Below are 18,716 nucleotides of genomic sequence, written 5' to 3'. Positions count from 1 at the left end.
ACTAAGTTGCAGAATATATCGTTAAAACGTCATATCATTATTAAAAATTTAAAATTTTCAAGGCAATGAAATTCAACACCAGCACATTGACACAGTTTTTATCACGGAATTTTTATATAAATCCAAGGTTGATAGCTCCCCAAAAACGCTTTTATGCTGACTTGGGAATGAACTCATTGGAGTTTTTGGAGGTAGTAGTTTATTTAGAAAATACGTACGGAATCACATTACCAGATAATGAAATCGACAAAGTTCAGACCATTAGACAATTATCTGAATTGATGGAAATAAATTTGGAAATGGTAAATGCATAAGTAAGATTTTATTGTGGTTAAAGGGGTTAAGGCTTGGACGATTTCGTTCAAGCCTTTTTTATTTTTCCACTGTAACCTGCATCGTAATACTAACTTTAAAAGATAATGCCTATCTGAGTTTCAACGGAAGTCGTCGTTCAAAACGACGACTTCCATAAAATACGCATCAAATCTTTAAAATTGGTATAAATATATGCCAAAGAGGGTTTGTAGGCGTATTACTTTTTTCAGACTTTTTATCATGGATAATTTTAGTAAATTTAGGGAATAATTATATTTTGCTTTTAAATCCTTTATTCCCATGTATAAAACTGTCATTTTACTCAGAATTTTACTAATCTGTGCTGTCTTTAACAGTGCTTTTGGGCAAGTGAAAAAGAAGCCTCTGGTAGTATTTGTTACGGGCGACCACGAATACAGTGGCGAAGAAACACTACCATTAATTGCCGCAGAATTAGAGAAAAATTATGGCTTAAACACCAAAGTTTTGAAGGCTTTTCCCAACCAAAATGCGGAGAAAAATATCCCAGGTTTAGAAATCTTAGAGAAAGCCGACTTGGTTATTTTCTATTTGCGCTGGCGACAATTACCGCCCGAACAACTCGAATTTATTGATAAATACTTAAAATCGGGAAAACCCGTGATGGGATTCCGAACATCAACCCACGCCTTCAATTTTCCCAAAGGACATGAATCTGAAAAATGGAATGCCTTTGGTGAATTTGCCCTCAATGCGCCTCCGGGTTGGGGAAAAGCGGGTCACACCCATTACGGACATAAAAGTACCACTGACGTTTCTGTCATTGAGACCGCCAAAAAACATCCCATTCTCCAAGGAATTAATCCGAACTTTCATGTGAGTTCGTGGCTTTATCATGTGCTACCCGACTATCCAACCAAAGGTTCAGAATGGCTATTGATGGGAAAATCGGTAAATCCCGATAAAGCAGCCATTGAAAACCCCGTCGCTTGGACGGGAACAAATTCATTCGGAGCAAAAATATTTATGACCACTTTAGGGCATCCAGAAGATTTTCAAGTAGAAGATTTTCAGCACCTTATTTTCAATGCCATTTTATGGGAATTAGGCAAAAAAGTACCTACCAAATGGAAAGGAAAAATAGCCCTTGACGTACCGTATAGAGGCATGGTTAAGTAAATACGAAACTTACTATAAAATAGAATTATACCACAGATGTAACAGATTTACACGGATTATTTCTTAATATTTATCTGCGTAAATCTGTAAAATCCGTGGTCTAATTTGGCTTCGGCAATTTTTCTAATTTAGAATCAAAACCAAAAAACTCATGAAATTTCCTTATAAATTTTTATTACTATTAGTCTTACTATTCGTGGTAATTACGGCCTTTCAGCTAATTCAGCCTAAAGTTTTACCAATTAAAAAAGGTGCGCATATTGCCTTAATCGGTGGAAATTTAGGTTCAAGAATGATGAATTACGGGCATTTTGAAACTGAAATGCACCTTCGTTATCCTGAAAATAACCTCTTCATTCGCAATATGTGCGATGGTGGTGATACGCCCGGTTTTCGACCTCATGCCAGTAGAAACTTGCCTTGGGCATTTCCGGGAGCAGAAAAATTTCAGACTGAATATGCCAATTATTCCAATAGCGAGGGTCATTTTGAAACGCCCGACCAATGGCTTACCAGACTAAAATCGGATGTAATTATTAGCTTTTTTGGGTATAGCGAATCATTCCAAGGAATCGCTGGATTAGCAAATTATAAGGCTGAGTTGCAGGCTTTTATCAAACATACAAAAAGTCAAAAATATAATGGAAATAAAGCGCCACAATTGGCAATTGTTTCGCCCATTGCCTTTGAAGATTTGTCTGGCATTTACGATTTACCGAATGGAAAAAAGGAAAATGAAAATATTTTGCTTTACACAAACGCTATGCGGGAAATTGCTCAAAAAAACGAAATATTATTTGTAGATGCTTTTACACCCTCAAAACAATGGTACGCTTCCACGAAAGAACCCCTCACGATTGATGGCTCGCAACTGAATGAAGCGGGTTATAAAAAGTTGGCTCTTTTATTATCTGACGTAGTTTTTGGTAAAAAATCTCCCCAAGAAACAAACAGAAATTTGGTTCATGAGGCAGTAATTGAAAAAAACTGGATATGGCATAATGATTATAAAATTCCGAATGGGGTACATGCTTATGGTCGTCGTTATAATCCATTTGGCTCCGATAATTATCCTGCTGAAATACAAAAGATTCGAGAAATGACCGCCATTCGAGATACTGCCATTTGGTTAGCGGCATCAAAAGGAGAAAAAATGGACGTGACAACGGCTGATAAAAGAACCATAGTATTACCACCCGTTACCACCAATTTTAATCCTGCCCAAAATGGTAGTTTATCCTATCTTTATGGGCAAGAAGCACTCGACAAACTCAAAGTTCCAGCGGGTTATAAAATTGAACTTTTTGCCTCGGAAAGTAAATTTACTGACTTAGCAAATCCCGTTCAGATGACTTTTGATAATAAAGGCAGGCTTTGGGTCGCTACCATGCCAAGTTATCCACATTATAAGCCTGGTGATGCCAAACCCAACGATAAAATTTTGATTTTGGAAGATACCAATCACGACGGCAAAGCGGATAAACAGACTGTTTTTGCCGATGGTTTGCACTTGCCATTAGGATTTGAAATCGCTCCCGAGGGCGTTTATATTTCACAAGGAACAAACTTAAAATTATACACCGATACCAATGGTGATGATAAAGCCGATAAAAAAGAAATTATCTTGAGTGGTTATGACGACCACGATACGCACCACAATAGTCACGCTTTTTGTGCCGACCCATCGGGCGCAATTTATTCGGGCGAAGGGGTATTTTTACACACAAATATTGAAACGTCTTACGGAACTATTCGAGCAACCAATGGCGGTTTTTATAGATATAGTCCACAATTACACAAGTTGGAACGGACCGCTCAATTATCCATTCCAAATCCATGGGGCATTGCTTTTGACCATTGGGGACAAGCATTTTTTGCCGAAACCTCAAGTCCTGATGTGCGATGGATGATACCCGGAACCGTTTTGCCAAGATACGGCGAAATGACTCATAAAGGAGTTCAACTTATCGAAAAAGAACAAATGGTGCGACCAACCTCTGGTTTAGAATTTCTTTGGAGTCGTCATTTTCCCGACGAAGTGCAGGGCGATATGCTCATCAATAATACCATTGGATTTTTAGGGACAAAGCAACACGCTGTCACGGACGATGGAACGGGTTATAAAACCAAATTCCGACAAGATTTGGTGGTTAGTGAAGATCGAAATTTCCGCCCCGTGGATATGGAAATTGCTCCCGATGGCTCGCTTTATATCGTAGATTGGCACAACATTTTGATTGGGCACATGCAACATAATGCCCGTGACCCCTTGCGTGACCACGTCCACGGACGCATTTACCGAGTTACTTACCCATCAAGACCTTTAGTAACACCCGCCAAAATTGATGGAGCAAGCGTAGAAACACTCTTGGATAATTTAAAACTGCCCGAATATCGTACTCGCTACCGCACTCGTCGTGAATTGCGAGGAAGAAATGCGGCGGAGGTTTTACCCAAAATCACGAAATGGGTAGCGGATTTAGACAAAAATGATTCCAAATACGAGCATCATGTATTGGAAGCTTTATGGGCAACTTGGGGTTTGAATAAAGTTGACCAAACTTTATTGCGTCAAATGCTCAAAGCCAAAGATTACCACGCAAGAGCCGCTGCGGTGGAAGTTTTACGCTTTACGGGACATCAAGTAAAAGACCAAGCGGCATTGTTGATGCATGCCGCTAAGGACGAAAATAGCCGAGTTCGCTTAGATGCCATCGTGGCTGCTTCGTGGATTGGCAAAGAAAAAGGCTTGCCTATTTTGGCAGAGGCAAAGAAAAAAACCTTAGACGATTGGATGGTTCATGCTCACGAAACTGCCGTTGCTCATCTCAGTGGCAAATCAGTCAGAAAGGAAAAAGAAGAAGCCATTGTATCCGTACTGAAAGGTCAGGAACTTGAACTTTATAAAATGGGAAAAACAATTTATGCTAAAGAAGGCTACTGCATGACTTGCCATCAAGCCGATGGCGGAGGACTTTCAGCTTCGGGTTTTCCACCCATTGTGGGCAATAAATGGATATTGGGCAATGAAGAAAGGTTGATTAAAATTGTGTTGAGAGGACTGCTTGGTCCCATAGAAATAAATGGCAAAAAATATGCTGGACAAGTACCCATGACTCCATTCGGTGGACTCCTCAAAGACAAAGAAGTTGCCGCAGTACTGACCTATGTAAGAAATTCATTTGGCAACAAAGCCTCAGCCATTACTCCCGAAAAAGTAAAAGCCGTAAGAGCCTCCACCGCTAACCAAAAAGACATTTATACTTCCGAAAAAATATTATCGGAACATCCTTTGGAGAGGTGAGATTATTGGAGAAATGAAGTATGATTATCATTTAATTTCCTTTGCTGTTGGCTACGAGAAAGATTATGAGGTATATATTAGAGAAGGAATAGGATTTTATAATGATAACATAAAACAAAAAAGAGTGTAATTTGCTAAAAATCAGCTAATTACACTCTTTTTGTTTGATCAATAGTTGCCACCCGAGTACCGGGGACGGGAATCGAACCCGTACGAACTTACGTTCACAGGATTTTAAGTCCTGCGTGTCTACCAGTTCCACCACCCTGGCATGATTCCGAGATTTCTCTCTTCCTCTTAAACTTAAAAAGCACCTTGCGGTGCCTAAAATAAGCTGAGCGAAAGACCGGGTTCGAACCGGCGACCTCAACCTTGGCAAGGTTGCGCTCTACCAGCTGAGCTACTTTCGCATAATGTTCTGGTGAATCGTGATGCAAAATTAGTCTTTTCAGATTTTGTATGCAAATATTTAATGAAAAAAATATAATTAAATTATGTAACTATACTCATAATTGTCTGATTTTCTAAGGTTTACGATAACAAATAGACTGATGAAAATATTCCATATAAATGAGTAGAGATAGGATTTAAAGGGGTTTTAGAATAGTTTTGTATTAATTTTGTTTATAATCCAATGAAAAAGAATCTAATTACAGTCATTATTTTACTATTTGCCATCAGCATTGGTCATGCTCAACATTACGAACATTTTACGTCATGGAATAGAATAGCCCTACAAAAAAAAATAAACGAACATTGGGAAATTATAGGCGATGTTCATTGGCGACGACAAAGTAATTTCACCTCGCCAAGCATTAATCCGCTGGCTTTGAAGCTAATGGAAGGAGTAAGAATTACGACCACTTATCGAATCAAATATCTGGCCTTTTCTTTTGCTCCTTTTTTTATGCACAGCTCCCAACTTTATAGTAAAAATCTTGATTTAACTAAGCCCGATAGACTTGAGTTTAGACCCACTTTTTTTACAGAATGGACAAAAACATTGAGCTCCAAATGGAGTATTCGTTCACGATTAGGATACGAATATCGCATATTTAAACGTATTGATGATGTATGGGGAGATGAACAGGCACGATTAAGACTTCGATTGCAATTACGATATGCTTGGGATAGTCAAAACACAATTATTGTTAGTGAAGAACCCCTTTACAACATTCCACCTAATATGCCAGCAAATTCTTTCAATCAAAATCAATTGTATTTTGCTTACAATCATGCTTTTTCACCGCATTTTTCAACTGAGATTGGCTACATTTGGAATCATCGACAAAGAGCGTCGTTAATAGAATTTGATGAAGAGAATGTTTTACAAACACATTTTATTTTTAGATTATAAAATCTAAGCTAAAAAAGGCCTCACATTCATCATGCGAAGCTTTTTTTAGCTTAGAGTTCATAACTTTATTCAATTACAACTCTCTTGGAAGTTCCATCTTCACCCTGCGTAACGGTGACAAATACGGTTCCTTTTACGTTTTTCTTCAAATCCACCTGTCCCATAAAGTCTCCTTGAAAATCTTTAAATTTCTGTGAACCAACTTCTTTCCCGTTGATATCCGTAACGACTACGTTTACATCACCTTTTTCTGGAGCATGAAATTTAAGATTCAATTTATTGTCGAAAGGTTTGTTTGGATAGATTTTAAGGGCTTTTACCGTTTTTGATTCGTTCATAAAATCAAAATCTTTCATATCAATGTTAAAATTTCTCTTGAATTCTTCAACTCGTGGCTCAATAGAACTGAATATCTCTTTATGGTCAAAATCTTTAAAATTTCGCTTCATATCATCACCGAAATCTTTAAAGAAGATGGTCAAATCATCGTCGCCATCGCCATCCAAATCTTTCTCAATTCGTTTGCCATCTTTATAAATTTCCACTTTTTGTCTCTTTTTCCCTTGTGGAGAATTTAAAGATAATCTGCGGTCTGAATTATCATTTAAGTTTAAATGTCTATCTTCATTTCTATCAATTTTAATCTTAAATTGCTTGCGTTCGCCATCGCCCGAAGCCGTCCAAAGTGAGTCTGTAACTCTGCTAATGAGTTTTTCTTTCTCACTATCACTCATCCCTTCAACGTTATAAGATTTATCGAAAACCTCTTTTTTGCCTTTTTCCGAAGACTCAATATGGATGGTCATTCTACCATCTTTGTCTTCGATATTTTGAGAAATACTTTTTTGTGCCATTGCCGACATTCCTAAAGTCAGCATTAAGGCGGTTGTGATGATATTTTTCATTGGGTATATTGATTTTTATATTTAATTCGATATAATGATTACAAACTTAATAAAACCGCTCAATATCAAAACTTTACCTTCTGTTAAAAGATGTTAAAGCGAATACAGCGAACAAGTTTTACGTTAATTTTGCTAACGAAATAAAGAAACAGAAAATTTTAAAATGTTGCACGAAAGGTTTTATTTTTGGGATTTTAGGGATTAGGTTGATGGACATTTCGTCAAAATACTAATCTCTAAAACCCAACCCCTAATCCCTAATGATAAAATGACTAAGCGTAAAATACAATATATCATTGCCCTAATGGCTTTTGCGTTGTTGGGGTTAATAGCCTTCCAGATGTACTGGTTGGGCTTTACGGTGCGTTCTAAAAATGACCAATTTGGCAGCGATGTGCGTGATGCGATGCAACAAGTTGTCAGAAAGTTATCGCAACAGGAGATGTATTATTTTATGCAACGAAAAATCACTTCCGACGAAAATCAAAAGCAATTATTGGCCATTGCAAAACCCTTGGAACAAGAAGCAAAAATCAATCAGAAAAAAACGCAACCAATTGTACATAATAATCCATCATTAGCGATGAATTTGGACAAAATGAAGGAGCGCCAATTTCCTTCCGATATTTTAGTTTCTAAGGGTGTTGAAATTATGCCAAATGGTGAAATTAGAGAACATCAAGAATTTTCGATTGACTTAAAAGATGAAGATTATATCAGTTTAATGAACGGTCAGAAGCAAATTGATGATATTTTTGGAGAAGCTATCCAACGGCTTAATGCCATGAATCAAGATTCAGCAAATAAAATTAAACCTCTGGTTACAAAGAAGACAAAAACGAAGAAACCTCATATTGAGCGCAAAATTCAATACGCCGAAACCGACCAAAAAGTGAAAAATAAAACGGAAATGGCGAAAGAGGTTTTTAATGATTTAATGTTTACAAAGCGAAGCATTTACGACAGAATCAATTACCAAATTTTGGATTCATTGTTGCGATACGAAATCAAGATGAAAGGAATTGAAATTCCGTTTGAATACGGAATTAACAGTTTAGAAAATCCTCGTTATCTGCATTATGCCTCATCAATGAATTATAAGATGATGGGTCTGAAAAACGATAAAGATACGTATTCCGTTAATCTTTTCCCGAACGATTACAGTAATTCCGAGAGTTATTTACGAGTATATTTTCCGAACCAAGACCGCTATATTATTCGTAATATCTGGATGATGTACGCCACTTCCCTCCTACTAATTTTGGTGGTTTTGGGTTGCTTTTACGTGGCGGTAAACACTATTGTGAAACAAAAACAATTGGCCGATATCAAAAACGATTTCATCAATAATATGACGCATGAGTTTAAAACGCCAATTTCAACGATTTCATTGGCCACGCAAATGCTTGGCGATGAAGCCGTTACGGCCAGTCCTTCGATGTTCAAACGTTATTTAGGAATTATTCGAGATGAAAATAAACGCCTCGGTTCGCAGGTGGAAAAAGTGCTACAAACTGCCCAAATGGAACGTGGAGAAGTTCAGTTGAAATTGGGAACGGTGAATGTGCATCATATTATTGAACAAGTTTTGGAGAATATCAGTCCACAAATTGAGTTACGTCAGGGAATTATTGAGATGGATTTACAGGCAGAAAACCCTGAAATTCAGGCCGATGAAGTACATTTGACTAATATTATTTTCAATCTTTTGGACAATGCCAATAAATATTCTCCCGAAAAACCAATCATCAAAATCATGACAGAAGACACCGAAAAGGGACTTTCTATCAAAGTAATTGACCAAGGAATCGGCATGACGAAGGAATCAATCAAGCAAATTTTCGAGAAATTCTACCGTGTGCCTACGGGTAATGTCCACGACGTAAAAGGCTTTGGCTTGGGATTGAGTTATGTAAAAAAGATGGTAGAAGAACATCACGGAAAAATCAATGTGCAGAGTAAATTAGGCGAAGGGAGTGAGTTTGAGGTGGTATTACCTTAGTATTTTTAGATTATCCATGCAATTTGTCCTAAAAAATACTAAATTGCATGGATAATTAAAGAAACCATGATTGAAAGAAGTCAAAAAACTCAAATAGAAAAACTCATTAAACATTTCCCTGCCGTAGGAATTGTGGGGGCGAGACAAGTAGGAAAGACTACTTTGGTCAAAAACTTAGAGCCTGTTTTGGATAAACCTTGCGTTTATTTTGACCTCGAATCTCCCAAAGTGATGGCTCAACTGAGAGAGAATCCAGAATGGTTTTTGTCTCAATATCAAGACAAAACCGTTATCATTGACGAAGTGCAATTGATGCTTGAATTATTTCCGATGCTTCGTTCTCTGATTGATGATAATCGTGTGGCGGGTCGGTTCATTTTATTGGGTTCAGCTTCTCCTACTTTTTTAGCAAATAGTGCTGAAACTTTAGCAGGTAGAATTGCTTATTTAGAGTTACCACCCTTACAATTTTCGGAGGTAATTTCACCAGCCATTGACCTTAAAAAACATTGGTTCAGAGGTGGTTTTCCAGATGCTTTATTAGCCCCTAACGATGATATTTGGGCTTTGTGGCAAGAGAATTTTATCAAAACTTATGTCACGAGAGATTTGGTAAATCTCGGACTGACGGGTAATCCGACGTTACTTTATAATCTCTTGCAAATGCTTACGGGAATTCATGGTTCGACCTTGACTTACAGCGACTTAGCAAATTCATTGAATGTAAATGTGAAAATAATCACCCAAACGATTGACGTTTTAGAGCAAGCATTTTTGATTCGCAGATTACAACCTTGGTTCGTAAATATTAGTAAAAGAGTCATTAAAAGTCCTAAAATCTATTATCGTGATTCGGGAAATTTGCATTACTTATCCAACGTTTTTGATTATGATTCTTTGTTGAGAAATAAACTCATCGGACACTCGTGGGAAGGATATGCAATTGAGCAAATTTGTAACGCCTTGCATAGTTCCATAAAACCCTATTTTTACAGAACTTCCAACGGAGCTGAAACGGATTTAGTATTGGTGAATGGCATTACGCCAATGGTAGCGATTGAGATAAAATTATCTTCTACTAATTCATTGACAAAAGGTTCAACCGAAGCAATCAACGACTTGAAAACGGAACATAATTTTATCATAACTACTGAAGGCGGAAACTATTTCACTCGTCCAGAATGGAAAGTATGTAACTTAAAAGAAATTATGATGAATTTAGCCGATTTAGGACTTTTAAATAAAATTTAAAAATCAAACCAAATTTAACAAAATGACCAAGATTCTACTCGCCGAAGACGACCCAAATTTGGGAACATTATTACAGGAATATCTGACCATTAAAGGCTATGAAACCACTTTGGCAAAAGATGGTGACGAAGCACTCACGAAGTTTGTCCAACAACCTTACGACCTGTGTATTTTTGATGTAATGATGCCTAAAAAAGATGGTTTCACGCTCGCAAAAGAAGTGCGAATGTCGGATAAAGATACGCCTATCATCTTCTTGACGGCAAAATCTATGAAAGAGGATACGCTACAAGGTTTCAAATTGGGAGCGGATGATTATATGACAAAACCGTTTTCGATGGAAGAATTATTGGCCCGTTTGCAGGCAGTCTTGCGTAGAAGTCAAAAAGTTGAAGAACAAAATGAAAAGGTTACAAGCTTCAATATTAAAGATTTTATTTTTGATTCTGAGAAACAAACGCTCATTTTGAACGGTGAACCCCAAAAACTCACCGTCAAAGAATCAGAATTATTAAAACTCCTTTGCGAAAATATTGGCAAACCCGTAAGCCGCAGTATTGCCTTAAAAATGGTGTGGGGAGACGATACTTATTTCAACGCCCGAAGCATGGATGTTTACATTACAAAATTGCGTAAATTTTTGAAAGAAGATTCTGGTATTCAGATAGTTAATGTGCATGGGGAGGGTTTTAAATTGGTAGTTTGAAAGAATACCTGAATTTGGATTCGTTGAATTAAGAGATTAATTGGATTGATTAAAATCCAGCAATCCTATAATCTGAAACGGTGCGATGTTTAACAATCCAAATTCAGACGGGGTTGTCCCAACATTTTTTATCATAATTCCACGAAATTTTTGAATCAAAAACTGAACCTTGAAAATTAAATTCTTTGAATCCATTTTTCTACTACCTTTGTTACACAATCACAAAAAGGGGTGCCTCATAAAAACAGGCTGAGATTATACCCATTGAACCTGATGCGGGGTAATTCCGTCGAAGGGAATTTTGTTCAATCGCAAAATTAATGGATTTTTGTATGTTAAATCTGACTGGATTTGACTCCTTTGCCTGTCTTGAACTCAAATTCAAGCATGAAAACTTTACGTTTATTCCTGATTTTTTTACTCATCGCTCATTGCTCATTGCTCAAAGCTCAATTTTCTATCACTGGAAAAATTACCGATACCGAAACTGGTAAACCACTTGTTTCTGCAAACGTAACTTTAGAAAATTCTTCGAGAGGAACTGCAACCAATCAACAAGGAAATTATACTTTAAAAAATCTCAAAAAAGGTAGTTATATTCTAAAAATTAGCTACTTGGGATTTACTAAAATCTTAAAAGCGATTGATTTACAAAAAAACGAAACCTTTGATTTTTCACTTCAAAAATCAACTTTCGAGGCTGATGAAGTCGTTGTGAGTGCCACTCGTGCCAATGCCAATTCTGCAATGGCTTACTCGAATATTGGCAAAGAATATCTCCAAAAACAAAATTTAGGGCAAGATATTCCGCAATTGTTAAATTTTACACCGTCGTTGGTAACAACTTCTGATGCAGGTGCTGGTGTGGGTTACACAGGAATCCGCATACGTGGCACGGACGCAACTCGTATCAATGTGACCATCAATGGCATTCCCATCAATGACTCGGAAGACCAAGGTGTTTATTGGGTAAATATGCCCGATATGGCGAGTTCAACCAATTCGGTACAAATTCAGCGTGGCGTGGGTACTTCTACCAACGGAGCGGGTGCTTTTGGAGCAACGGTAAATCTTTCGACTAACGAATTCAGAAAAGACCCTTACGCAGAAATCAATAACTCGATTGGCTCTTTCAAAACTCGCAAAAGCACCGTTATGGTCGGTTCTGGTTTATTGAACGGAAAATTTACGATTGATGCTCGTTTATCTAAATTGGTTTCTGATGGTTATATCGACCGTGCTTCTTCCGATTTGAAATCATTTTATCTTTCGGGAGCGTATTTTGGCAAAAAATCTTTTGTTCGTTTGAATATATTTTCGGGCAAAGAAAAAACGTATCAATCTTGGTATGGTTTATCGGAAGACCAATTATTAACCAACCGCACCGCCAATTATTATACTTATCCAAACCAAACGGATAATTATCAGCAAGACCATTATCAGTTGCTTTCTTCGCACATTTTATCATCAAATTGGACGTTTAATTTTAACCTACATTACACCAAAGGTTCGGGATATTACGAAGAATATAAGAAAAATAGCGACTTTTCAGCTTATGGATTGCCTAACATTATTGCGGGAAAGGATACCATTACCACAACTGATAATATCCGCAGAAAATGGTTGGATAATGATTTTTACGGAACAACTTTCTCTTTAAGTTATCAAGGTAATCATAAACTTTCAGCCAATTTTGGCGGTGGTTGGAATGAATATGATGGTAAACATTTTGGGGAAATAATCTGGGCAAAATACGCTCAGAATGCTCCTTTAGGTTATCGTTGGTATGAGAATAATGCAAAAAAGACCGATTTTAATTTGTACGGAAAAATATATTATCAATTATCTGATAAATTGAATGCCTTTGCCGATTTACAAGTTAGAATGGTTAATTACAACATCAACGGAATTGCCGATAGAAGACAAGATGTTACCTTAAAAACAAATTACAGTTTCTTCAACCCAAAATTAGGTTTAACCTATCAAGTAACTGACAATTCAACGATTTATGGTTCATACAGCGTCGGCAATAAAGAACCTTCTCGTCAGGATTTTGTGGACAATGCGCCAAAATTCCCTTTGGCCGAAACTTTGAATGACTTTGAAGTAGGCTATAAAACTCAAAAATCAAATGTCGCTTTTTCTGTAAATGGCTACATGATGAACTATAAAAATCAGTTGGTGCTTACGGGCAGAATCAACAGTGTAGGCGATGCAATTCGTACCAATGTGGCTGATAGCTACCGCATGGGAATAGAATTTGAAGCGAGCGTAAAAATTGCCAAAGAACTAAAAATCAACGCAAATCTTACTTTATCAAACAATAAAATTAAGAATTTCACAGAGACTGTTCCCAATTATGACGGCGATGCCGATGGTATAAATCAATTTGCGGAAACCAATATTGCCTTCTCTCCGAGTACAATTATGGGTTCTCAAATTTTATACACACCCCTTAAAAATTTAGAATTGGGCTTTTTGTCAAAATTCGTAGGAAAACAGTATTTGGATAATACTTCCAACGAAAAACGTAAATTGAATTCCTACTTTACCAACGATTTGAGAGCAATTTACACCGTAAAGGGAAAATTATTGAAAGAAGTAAACTTTAGTCTTTTGGTCAATAACCTTTTCAACACTTTGTACGAATCTAATGGCTATTCTTACAGCTACGTGTATGATAAACAAGTAGTTACGGAAAATTATTATTATCCACAAGCTGGTACCAATGTCATGTTTGGGGTGAATTTGAAGTTTTAAAAACAATTTTTTATTGATCGCTATACTTTGGGTGTAGCCATCAATAAATCATGCATTAAATTTACCTAACTCGTTTAATACAACCTGTGAAATCTTTATGATTTTGCAGGTTTTTTTATGAAAGACGCAACCAAAATTCTGTTTTTTGGGTATTTACCTAAGAATCTTAATATTGTATAATTCTAAGAATTTTAAATTTTAATACTTATTATTTATATCAATTCTAAATTACAGATTTTCATTAAAAATTACTCCGATCCGAAGACAAAAATAATCGTTCCTGTTGTAATTTTGTTGTCCGATTAAATGATATGAGTTTAGGACTTTCTAATGACGTAATCATTTAATTTTCAACTACTTAACAAAACTTTTCAACAAAGCGTTTTGTTAATATTGAATAGGACTCGTAAGGAACCATGCAAAATACATTTAAAGCGTTTAGTTTATCACACAAATCTGCCCCTCTGGCGGTACGTGAACAGGTAGCCCTGACTGAAAACGAAGTAAAAGATTTTTCGATTAAAATTAAGGACTTATTTGGCATTAAAGAGTGCTTGGTGGTTTCTACTTGCAATCGAACGGAGATTTATTACGCTTCCGAAGGTGATTTTACCAGTAATTTAATTAAAACACTTTTAGCCCAAAAAGGTATTATTGATACGGATTCGTATTTTGTACATTTCCAACAATTTAATGTTCAGGAGGAAGCCGTAAAACATCTTTTTCGAGTAGCAACAGGTTTAGATTCAAAAGTGGTTGGCGATTTACAAATTCCTAATCAGATTAAACAATCTTACCAAATTGCGGCAGATTTGAACATGGCGGGTCCATTCCTTCACCGTTTAATGCACACCATTTTCTTCTCGAATAAAAGAGTAGCCCAAGAAACTTCTTTCCGTGATGGTGCTGCTTCAACTTCGTATGCGGCAGTGGCTTTGACGGAAGGATTAACCCAAAATATCAACAATCCTAAAGTGTTGATTTTGGGTTTAGGAGAAATCGGAATTGATGTTTGTAAGAATATAGCAGACAAAGAATTTGCCGAAATTACAGTCATGAATCGTAGCCGTGAAAAAGCCGAAAAAATTGCTGCGGGACGAAATTTCAGAGTTGCTGATTTCTCAGATTTAACCCGAGAAATAAAACGTTCGGATGTAATTATCTCTTCGGTAATGATTGACAAACCATTGATTACCAAAGAATTAATTGAAAACATTGGCATTTTAACGTACAAATATTTTATTGATTTATCCGTTCCCAGAAGTGTTGAAGACAACGTTGAAGACATTGCGGGAGCCTTGGTTTATAACATTGATTCCCTCCGTGAACGTGCCGACGAAGCTCTACGCATACGTATGGCAGCCATTCCACAAGTTGAACAAATTATTGAAGAAACCATTGTAGGATTTAATGATTGGTCGAGAGAAATGGTGGTTTCGCCAACCATAAATAAATTAAAAAATGCCTTAGAACAAATTAGAAAAGAGGAAATTGCGAGACATTTGAAAAATCTTTCAGCCGAAGAATCTGAACGCATTGAAAAAATTACGATGGGCATTGTTCAAAAAATCATGAAATCGCCTGTGCTTAATCTCAAAGCGGCTTGCAAACGGGGTGATGCCAACCAATTGGTAGAAGTAATCAACGAATTATTCGATTTAGAAAAACAGAATGTTGGCTATATCCATTGATAAATCCAACCCCAAAAAAGGGAGTAAATATCAGATTATTTGATATTTACTCCCTTTTTTTTAATTAATTTCAAAAGAATGGCATCGTTTTAAACGATGCCATTCTTAAAATAATAATACAATAATACACTCTCCTACCCTCTTGTCAATTCAAATACCGTAATTTCTGGAGGCATTCCCACTCTACCAGGATAGCCAATGTAGCCGTATCCACGATTTACGTACAATTTTTGGTCGCCTTCTTCGTATAATCCTCCCCACTGTTTATAGGCATATTGCGCAGGAGACCACGTTTTTCCGCCAACGGTTATCCCAAATTGCGTTCCATGCGTGTGTCCCGAAAACATTACATCAATGTCTTTATATTTTGTGTTTACTTCCTTGTCCCAATGCGTTGGATCATGCGAAAGAAGGAGTTTCACCGGTGCTTCTTCAGTGCCTTGATAGGCTTTATGAAGATTTCCGTAGGTATGAAAACGTCCTTGTCCGCTGATATTTTGTACGCCAATAATCGCTAACTTCTCACCCCCTTGCTCAATAAAACGATTTTCATCCATCAATAAATCATAACCTAATACTTTATGAGCGGAAATTACGTCTTTGAGGTTTTGCTGTTTGCCTTTTAGGTTGCCTTCCCAGTTCACATAATCGGCATAATCGTGGTTTCCGAGCGTACTAAAAACGCCTAAGGGAGCTTTTATTTTATTGAAAATATCAATGTATTCGTTTACTTCGGTTGCCAAATTATTCACTAAATCACCCGTAAAAAACACCATATCAGGCTTTTCTTTCATCAACATTTCTACGCCACCTTTTACCGCCACTTTATTGAAAAACGAACCTGAATGAATATCCGAAATTTGCGCAATGGTCATGCCTTCAAAAGCTTTTGGTAGGTTTTTCAAGGCTAATTTCACTCTTCGGATTCTGTAATCGTGAGCTCCAGAAATGATTCCCCAAGTGAAAGCAACGGCTGGAACTGCTCCTGCTACTATGGCAGTTTTCATCAAAAATTCAGAACGAGTAATGTTTCCAGAACCGCCAATGGGAGCGCTTGAGGTAACGGTATGTCCCGTAAATTTTGAAGAAATCCATTGAATTAATCGGATTAAATCATCAATTAATAGAAACAAAACCACAAAAATTTTGGAAATATAATTGATAAACACCCCTACCATAATGATTGTACGCAGGTTTTTACCTAATAAATCTGGATTAACGAAATTGTAAACCCACATACCCGTAATTGTAAAGGCAGTTACGCCCCAGAAAATATACTTTGTAATATTTTGGGCATTTTGCGAAAGGTTCTGAGTAGAAACTTTTACCGCTTGCCAAACGTACCAATCTATCAATAAAAATACGATGGTGACAATGGGAATAATAATTAACTTGTTCATTGAATGAGTATATTGTTGGTTATCTTAACAAAACTCAAATACGACAAGGGAGGTTCAATGATGGAGATTTTTGTGATGAATGGCGGATGATAATTGAAAATGGAAAATTGATAATTAACAGTATAAGATATTGAAAACCCAAAAGAGGCTTGCACCACATCGTTCAAGCCTCCTTTGGGTTTTGAGCGTAATTTAAGAAACAAAATCTCCTAATTTCCTTTCTAAAAAAACCGAAATCTTGATAAATTCTGGTAGTGTAGGAACTGCTTTACCATTTTCAATTTTCGATAAATGAGATTGGGAAATGCCCGTTAGTTGGGCGAAAAAATACTGTTTGTGTCCTTGCTCTTCACGTGTTTTTTTGACAATAGAACCTTTGAACTCCATAGTGTTAGAATGTTTAAAGTTTGAAAGAAAATAAGTGTTAAGAAATTAGTGGAAGCTTACTAACTCAAATACACGGACGAAATACGGAATTATGCGTAAGTGCGGTAAGTGCGGTAAGTGCGGTAAATGCGGTAAATATAATAGACATACTTTAAAAAAACAAGTGAATAGCTTCGTATTTTAAAGTAAAGCAAATTATTCTGTACGGAATATAGATTTATAGATTTTTCTTTGAAATAAGATAAGAACCGTAAACCTTTACAAAAGTTAAGCCCCAATCTAAGTTTGGACGACCAGATGGGGCTTAAAGGTCAAATTTCTAACAATTAAACCCAATGCAAAGGTAATGAAAAAAACATTACAACGTTTGGGCATAGTGACAGTGGGACTGTCACTATGCCTGTGGTCTTGTAAAGAGCAAGATGGATTAGTAAAGCCAAATGAGGCAACTGCCTCCGTTGCCCCCAGAATCAAGGAAAAAATTGATTTTTCTGTGGTGGAGGGCAGATTGAAGTTTGAGACAATGGAGGATTTTAATTCAGCTATTGGAAAATCCATTAGTGAGCAAGAAATGAAAAATTGGGAATCCGTAGTTGGATTCAAGTCTTTAAATGAGACTTTTAAAGAATTTCTAAATACGGACTCAAAAGGCGTAATTACTGAAGAATACGATGATGTGGTAATAATTGTAATTGATGATAAAGGCAAAAAAGGCTTTGATAGAGCATTATCAATGCCTGCTTTAGCTACTTTAGTTAATCAAAATGGGCTTGTTCAAGTCGCTGATAAAGTCTTAAAGTTTTCTGATATCGAAGTCAAAATTACAGATGTAAAATACAAAGATGAATTAGCATTAGATTTTAAGGGTAGCCATGTTGTAGTTAATAAAGTTATACAGGTTGAGAAAGAATTAAAAACTGAAAAATCTTCAAAAGTTGCAGATTATACCTACGAAGTATATAATTGGTGGCATTATCCTGGTGTTCCTTCTTCAGCGTCCGATAGACGAATTAGAACTCGTTTATTAGCAACACTTTACAACAATGGGCAAAATTATATCTGGGATGTTGGAGTACAACTACTTCATGAACGGTGTGATTTTTGGGGTTGGGCTGCGTGTAACATTGATGGATGGAAATGGGGACCAGGGTATGTGACAATAGTACCATCTGGACTTGATAGTAAAGTTACTTCAAACAATATCCTACCGTATGGTTCACTCACTTGGACGAGCGGTACGTATCCTGGAACTGCCGATTATTTTAGACATTGTCAAGGTGTTGCTTATCCTACCATACCAGATAGCTATTTTAAACTTGGTATGAAAGCGAGTTTCCGCCCTGGTATAATAACTGCTCAAACCTACGGAGACCAAGATATAACTTTCCTATCATACGATGTAGATTTGTAAGTAATATTGAAATCAACAAAGTCTTGTGAACTCATAATTTATAGTTCACAAGGCTATTTTTCTAAACAT

The 18,716-nt window shown here is 36.6% G+C and carries 13 protein-coding genes, 2 tRNA genes and 1 riboswitch; of the genes, 10 read left to right on the top strand and 5 right to left on the bottom strand.

From position 1 onward, the window contains the following. Window positions 1-65 precede the first annotated feature (65 nt). The 3 genes from AC1W31_RS11335 to AC1W31_RS11325 all read left to right on the top strand — a co-directional run bounded on the left by AC1W31_RS11335 (window position 66) and on the right by AC1W31_RS11325 (window position 4,777). On the top strand, window positions 66-314 hold the full coding sequence (locus AC1W31_RS11335; RefSeq protein WP_481734559.1) for an acyl carrier protein: 249 nt from the start codon (window positions 66-68) through the stop codon (window positions 312-314). Between the two features lie 301 nt (window positions 315-615). Further along, a complete protein-coding gene (locus AC1W31_RS11330; protein ID WP_481734558.1) occupies window positions 616-1,473 on the top strand; it encodes a ThuA domain-containing protein in 858 nt (285 codons plus the stop codon). A gap of 151 nt (window positions 1,474-1,624) precedes the next feature. Next, window positions 1,625-4,777 carry a PVC-type heme-binding CxxCH protein gene (locus tag AC1W31_RS11325; protein WP_481734557.1) on the top strand — a complete coding sequence of 1,051 codons (3,153 nt, stop codon included), beginning with the start codon at window positions 1,625-1,627 and terminating at the stop codon, window positions 4,775-4,777. A 187-nt stretch (window positions 4,778-4,964) separates the two neighbouring features. Here AC1W31_RS11325 and AC1W31_RS11320 read toward each other — a convergent pair. Together AC1W31_RS11320 and AC1W31_RS11315 are read right to left on the bottom strand one after the other, a co-directional pair. After that, a tRNA-Leu gene (locus AC1W31_RS11320) sits at window positions 4,965-5,048 on the bottom strand. Between the two features lie 66 nt (window positions 5,049-5,114). Then, window positions 5,115-5,187, bottom strand: a tRNA-Gly gene (locus AC1W31_RS11315). Window positions 5,188-5,411: 224 nt separating this feature from the next. On the opposite strand from AC1W31_RS11315, the gene AC1W31_RS11310 reads away from it, so the two are divergent. Next, window positions 5,412-6,134, top strand: a complete 723-nt coding sequence (locus tag AC1W31_RS11310) for a DUF2490 domain-containing protein (protein ID WP_481734556.1) — start codon at window positions 5,412-5,414, stop codon at window positions 6,132-6,134. A gap of 65 nt (window positions 6,135-6,199) precedes the next feature. On the opposite strand, the gene AC1W31_RS11305 is transcribed toward AC1W31_RS11310, so the two are convergent. Continuing rightward, the gene (locus AC1W31_RS11305) at window positions 6,200-7,039 is read right to left on the bottom strand and encodes a T9SS type A sorting domain-containing protein (protein ID WP_481734555.1); all 840 of its coding nucleotides are present in this window, start codon (window positions 7,037-7,039) and stop codon (window positions 6,200-6,202) included. Between the two features lie 268 nt (window positions 7,040-7,307). On the opposite strand from AC1W31_RS11305, the gene AC1W31_RS11300 reads away from it, so the two are divergent. From AC1W31_RS11300 to hemA, 5 genes are all read left to right on the top strand, one after another. Next, on the top strand, window positions 7,308-9,041 hold the full coding sequence (locus tag AC1W31_RS11300; protein ID WP_481734554.1) for a sensor histidine kinase: 1,734 nt from the start codon (window positions 7,308-7,310) through the stop codon (window positions 9,039-9,041). Window positions 9,042-9,107: 66 nt separating this feature from the next. After that, window positions 9,108-10,292 (top strand): ATP-binding protein, encoded by a 1,185-nt coding sequence (locus tag AC1W31_RS11295; protein ID WP_481734553.1) that lies wholly within the window; start codon window positions 9,108-9,110, stop codon window positions 10,290-10,292. A gap of 22 nt (window positions 10,293-10,314) precedes the next feature. Then, complete coding sequence (locus tag AC1W31_RS11290) at window positions 10,315-10,998, top strand: response regulator transcription factor (RefSeq protein WP_481734552.1); 684 nt, start codon at window positions 10,315-10,317, stop codon at window positions 10,996-10,998. 217 nt (window positions 10,999-11,215) lie between these two features. Beyond that, a riboswitch (TPP riboswitch) is annotated at window positions 11,216-11,314 on the top strand. Between the two features lie 71 nt (window positions 11,315-11,385). Then, the gene (locus tag AC1W31_RS11285) at window positions 11,386-13,758 is read left to right on the top strand and encodes a TonB-dependent receptor (RefSeq protein ID WP_481734551.1); all 2,373 of its coding nucleotides are present in this window, start codon (window positions 11,386-11,388) and stop codon (window positions 13,756-13,758) included. A gap of 416 nt (window positions 13,759-14,174) precedes the next feature. Then, entirely contained in the window at window positions 14,175-15,449 is a 1,275-nt protein-coding gene (hemA, locus tag AC1W31_RS11280) for a glutamyl-tRNA reductase (RefSeq protein WP_481734550.1), read from the top strand. A 134-nt stretch (window positions 15,450-15,583) separates the two neighbouring features. Here the strand turns inward: hemA and AC1W31_RS11275 are convergent, their stop codons facing one another. Continuing rightward, window positions 15,584-16,849 (bottom strand): metallophosphoesterase, encoded by a 1,266-nt coding sequence (locus AC1W31_RS11275; RefSeq protein ID WP_481734549.1) that lies wholly within the window; start codon window positions 16,847-16,849, stop codon window positions 15,584-15,586. A 192-nt stretch (window positions 16,850-17,041) separates the two neighbouring features. Continuing rightward, a complete protein-coding gene (locus tag AC1W31_RS11270; protein WP_481734548.1) occupies window positions 17,042-17,236 on the bottom strand; it encodes a helix-turn-helix domain-containing protein in 195 nt (64 codons plus the stop codon). A 346-nt stretch (window positions 17,237-17,582) separates the two neighbouring features. On the opposite strand from AC1W31_RS11270, the gene AC1W31_RS11265 reads away from it, so the two are divergent. Next, window positions 17,583-18,647, top strand: coding sequence for a hypothetical protein (locus tag AC1W31_RS11265; RefSeq protein ID WP_481734547.1), 1,065 nt, complete (start codon window positions 17,583-17,585; stop codon window positions 18,645-18,647). Window positions 18,648-18,716 lie beyond the last annotated feature (69 nt).

This window comes from Arcicella sp. (assembly GCF_964672035.1).
Note: the sequence above shows the minus strand (reverse complement) of the source record. Positions and strands in the feature narration are given on the sequence as shown.

Coding starts and splice junctions, on each gene's coding strand:
- AC1W31_RS11310 (WP_481734556.1), top strand. CDS start 5,412: ATGAAAAAGAATCTAATTACAGTCATTATTTTACTATTTGCCATCAGC.
- AC1W31_RS11285 (WP_481734551.1), top strand. CDS start 11,386: ATGAAAACTTTACGTTTATTCCTGATTTTTTTACTCATCGCTCATTGC.
- AC1W31_RS11325 (WP_481734557.1), top strand. CDS start 1,625: ATGAAATTTCCTTATAAATTTTTATTACTATTAGTCTTACTATTCGTG.
- AC1W31_RS11330 (WP_481734558.1), top strand. CDS start 616: ATGTATAAAACTGTCATTTTACTCAGAATTTTACTAATCTGTGCTGTC.
- AC1W31_RS11300 (WP_481734554.1), top strand. CDS start 7,308: ATGACTAAGCGTAAAATACAATATATCATTGCCCTAATGGCTTTTGCG.
- AC1W31_RS11290 (WP_481734552.1), top strand. CDS start 10,315: ATGACCAAGATTCTACTCGCCGAAGACGACCCAAATTTGGGAACATTA.
- AC1W31_RS11275 (WP_481734549.1), bottom strand. CDS start 16,849: ATGAACAAGTTAATTATTATTCCCATTGTCACCATCGTATTTTTATTG.
- AC1W31_RS11265 (WP_481734547.1), top strand. CDS start 17,583: ATGAAAAAAACATTACAACGTTTGGGCATAGTGACAGTGGGACTGTCA.
- AC1W31_RS11335 (WP_481734559.1), top strand. CDS start 66: ATGAAATTCAACACCAGCACATTGACACAGTTTTTATCACGGAATTTT.
- AC1W31_RS11305 (WP_481734555.1), bottom strand. CDS start 7,039: ATGAAAAATATCATCACAACCGCCTTAATGCTGACTTTAGGAATGTCG.
- AC1W31_RS11270 (WP_481734548.1), bottom strand. CDS start 17,236: ATGGAGTTCAAAGGTTCTATTGTCAAAAAAACACGTGAAGAGCAAGGA.
- AC1W31_RS11295 (WP_481734553.1), top strand. CDS start 9,108: ATGATTGAAAGAAGTCAAAAAACTCAAATAGAAAAACTCATTAAACAT.
- hemA (WP_481734550.1), top strand. CDS start 14,175: ATGCAAAATACATTTAAAGCGTTTAGTTTATCACACAAATCTGCCCCT.